The following is a 2965-nucleotide window of genomic DNA, read 5'->3' as shown; positions in this document are numbered from 1 at the left end:
AGCGGCTCGATCCGGTCCCACATCGCATCGGTGATTACTAAGCGGACAGCCACATCCGATCAACTGACCAACTGATCAAAGGGACACGCTCTAGGCGGCGAGGTCCAGAGGCGCCGCGAAGGCACGGTCGGGGTCGTAGTACACCCGGTTCTGAAGACAGTGGTAGAGACAGCCGAGCAACTTGTTGAAGAGGTTCCTCAGCGCGGCGGTGTGGCGTTCTCCGCCTGCTCGTCGTCGATCGTAATGCGTGCGTGGGGCCTCGGTGCGGAGGGCAGCGAACGCCCACATGTATCCGGCGGCGGCCAGCCGCTGGTTCTTGACTGTTCGGGCCACGACGACGTGGCTGCGGCCTGAGGCCCGGGTGACGGGAGCGGCGCCGGCGTATGCCTTCACCGCTCTGGCGTCCGCGAAGCGTTCGCGGTCGTCGCCGATTTCAGCGAGGACGCGTGCTCCGGACAGTACGGACAAACCAGGGAAGCTTGTGATGATGTCGGCATCCGGGTGCGCGAGGAACGCTTCCTCCGTCGCTGCCGCGAGCTGGGCGACACTGTGACAGGCGGCATCGAGCTGGCGGATGAGCGCCGCTGCTTGGTGTCCCAAAGCCATTTCGAGCTGGGGCAGCTGGCGAAGACTGTCCACACGGAAGATGTCCCGGAGCCGCTCGACCTCGGTGTCGATTCCGCAGCGTGGGCGGGCGGCGCGCTTGAGCAGTGCACGCAGCTGGCTGCGGGTGAGCTTGGCGGCGTCAGCTGGCGTGGGCGCAGCGGTGAGGATCAGGCGAGCGCGCGGTGAGTCGAGTCCGGGCTTGCCCGGGCCGTGGAAGGCCACGAGGGCGGCCGGGTAGTACTCGCGCAGGTGAGAGCGGAGCCGATTGATCATCTGTTGCCGGTCCCAAACCGCGTCCTGGTGGGCACGGGCGAGAGCCGCGACTGCCTGCCCGGCCTCGCTGTCCGCAGGCAGAGGCCGGTGGGCATGACGGTCGGTCCGGAGGATGTTGGCCAAGACCCGGGCGTCGGCTGCATCGGACTTGGCGCGGGAAACGCTGCCGCGATCGCGATAGCGGGCGGCGGCAAGCGGGTTGATCGCGTAAATCTGGCGACCGGTGGCCCGCAGAGGGGCGACCAGCAGGCCGCGCGGGGCCTCGATGGCGACCGGAATCGGGGCCTCGGCAGTGTCACCATGCCGCGCCAGCAGTTCCGTGAGGGCGTGGAATCCGGCGCTGTCATCGCTGATCCGAAGCTTGGCCACTTGGACGCCATCCTGGTCGACGAGGGCTATGTCATGGTGCCCTTCCGCCCAGCCGATTCCGCAGAAGATCGTGCTCATCCTCTTTACCTCCATGCCGGCTTGCAGATCCAGTCCGTGCAGAGGCACGCGGCGCTCTAATAGAAGTGCTCAGGGGACGCCATCTCATGAGCCGTTCGTGTCTCCAGCGACCAGCAGGGACCTCGGTCTGTTGGGGAGCTCTCGGGCTCGCGAACTATAGAGAGGTCGGCCCTGCCGGCGGGCTGGTGACATGAAACCCGTGATGGCCACACTCCTGCCAAGCGAGACCGGTCTTAGACAAGAGATCAAAGTCCCGGAACTACCGAAGGTCTCCGCCCGGCAGGAGCGCGGCATGGTGGAGCCGGTCTGAACACGGGGATCTCGGTCCCGGAACGGCGGCAGGCTTCCACCTTGTTTGGTGCCCCTTGCGCTCACGCGCTCGGGACCACCGATGAGCTATTAGAACTACCGCTACTCCACGAACCACCAGGTCATCATCGCCGCCGACACCCAACTGGTGGTCGTGGTCGGCCGGCCACTGCCGGGCAACCGCAACGACTGCAAGGCATGGGAACTATCCGGGGCGAAGACTGCCGTCGGGAACACCGCAGTAATCGCCGATCGCCGACGGAGGCTACCGAGGTACCGGGCTCGTCATCCCACACCGCCGCGACCCCGGGCAGAGCAAAGGGAAGAGCACAACACCTCTCACCGCACGGTCCGTGCTCGGGTCGAGCATGCCTTCGCCAGGATGAAGACCTGGAAGATCCTGCGCGACTGCCGTCTCAAGGGCGATGGCGTGCACCACGCGATGCTCGGCCTCCCCCATATGCACAACCTTGCGCGCCACGACTGACCGCACCCCCCGGCCCGAAGTACTGTCCGTTCAGGATTCGACGGGCAGCAGCTGGACCAGGCCGACCCAGTTCTCCTCGTCCACCTTGGCCTGGGTGGCGCGGACCCTCCAGCGGCCGGCGGGCAGTGGGACCGACGCCTCAGCGGGCATCCCCCTATCGGGGTACTCGACGCCCAGGTCGGAACCCGCTTCGGCGGAGTCCATGAGCACCGCCGGACCGTCCGAGACCCAGGTGCCGCACTCCTCCCACACCGTGGCCGGGTCTGCGAGAGCAGTGTCCGCCGCGGCTCTCAGTCCGGCCTCGGAGTCGGCGGCGAGCCACCGCAGGAACGCTCGGTGCTCAGGCAGATAGCAGCTGGTCGCCGGCTCATCCGCCAGCACCAGTGCCTGCGAACCGTTCTCGTCGAGGGGGATCACACCGGCCAGATCGTCCACCGCGCAGGCCCGGTCGTAGTCGTCTGGAGCGGTAGAGTCTCCCGCCATAAGCCCACTCTCCGTACACCCGCCCCAGGAGGCCAGGGCGGAGACGGGGACGACAATCAGAGGGCCGCCCAACGACTCCACCCAGACACGGAAGGAGCCGGCGGCATCGTCTGCAGTGGATGAAGAGGTGGTCATGCATGTCAGTGTGCCCTCACTCACTGACAACGTCCCTGCGCTCATCGGAAACCGCCGGACACGCCCCCGCTTTCGCGTCCCCTCCTCCGTGCATACAGGCCCGGGAGCGGACCGGGTGCTCCAAGAACACCCCCCCTGCCGGGGACGACATCCGCCGCCATGTGAACAGGGGCGTGACTCGCGCACCCGCCCACCGTCGTCCGCGTCATGACCGCCCCTACAGCG

2 protein-coding genes and 1 pseudogene are annotated in these 2965 nt (G+C 67.2%); 1 reads left to right on the top strand and 2 read right to left on the bottom strand.

The genetic code is table 11. The features are described from left to right. Window positions 1–90: 90 nt before the first annotated feature. Window positions 91–1326, bottom strand: coding sequence for an IS110 family transposase (locus tag ABZ567_RS32300; protein WP_360796931.1), 1236 nt, complete (start codon window positions 1324–1326; stop codon window positions 91–93). Window positions 1327–1744: 418 nt separating this feature from the next. Between ABZ567_RS32300 and ABZ567_RS32295 the strand changes: the two are divergent. Further along, window positions 1745–2122 (top strand): annotated as a pseudogene (locus tag ABZ567_RS32295) (transposase family protein); the annotation flags it as partial. Window positions 2123–2152: 30 nt separating this feature from the next. On the opposite strand, the gene ABZ567_RS32290 reads toward ABZ567_RS32295, so the two are convergent. Continuing rightward, a complete protein-coding gene (locus ABZ567_RS32290; RefSeq protein WP_360796925.1) occupies window positions 2153–2740 on the bottom strand; it encodes an Imm21 family immunity protein in 588 nt (195 codons plus the stop codon). Window positions 2741–2965: the final 225 nt, after the last annotated feature.

It is taken from the genome of Streptomyces sp. NPDC016459 (assembly GCF_040632845.1).
Lineage (GTDB): Bacteria > Actinomycetota > Actinomycetes > Streptomycetales > Streptomycetaceae > Streptomyces.
The sequence above is the reverse complement of the archived record's forward strand: the minus strand, read 5'-3'. Positions and strand labels throughout refer to the sequence as shown.

What these genes read in the sequence shown, in the direction of transcription:
- ABZ567_RS32300 (WP_360796931.1), bottom strand. Translation starts at nt 1,326, where the DNA reads ATGAGCACGATCTTCTGCGGAATCGGCTGGGCGGAAGGGCACCATGAC.
- ABZ567_RS32290 (WP_360796925.1), bottom strand. Translation starts at nt 2,740, where the DNA reads ATGACCACCTCTTCATCCACTGCAGACGATGCCGCCGGCTCCTTCCGT.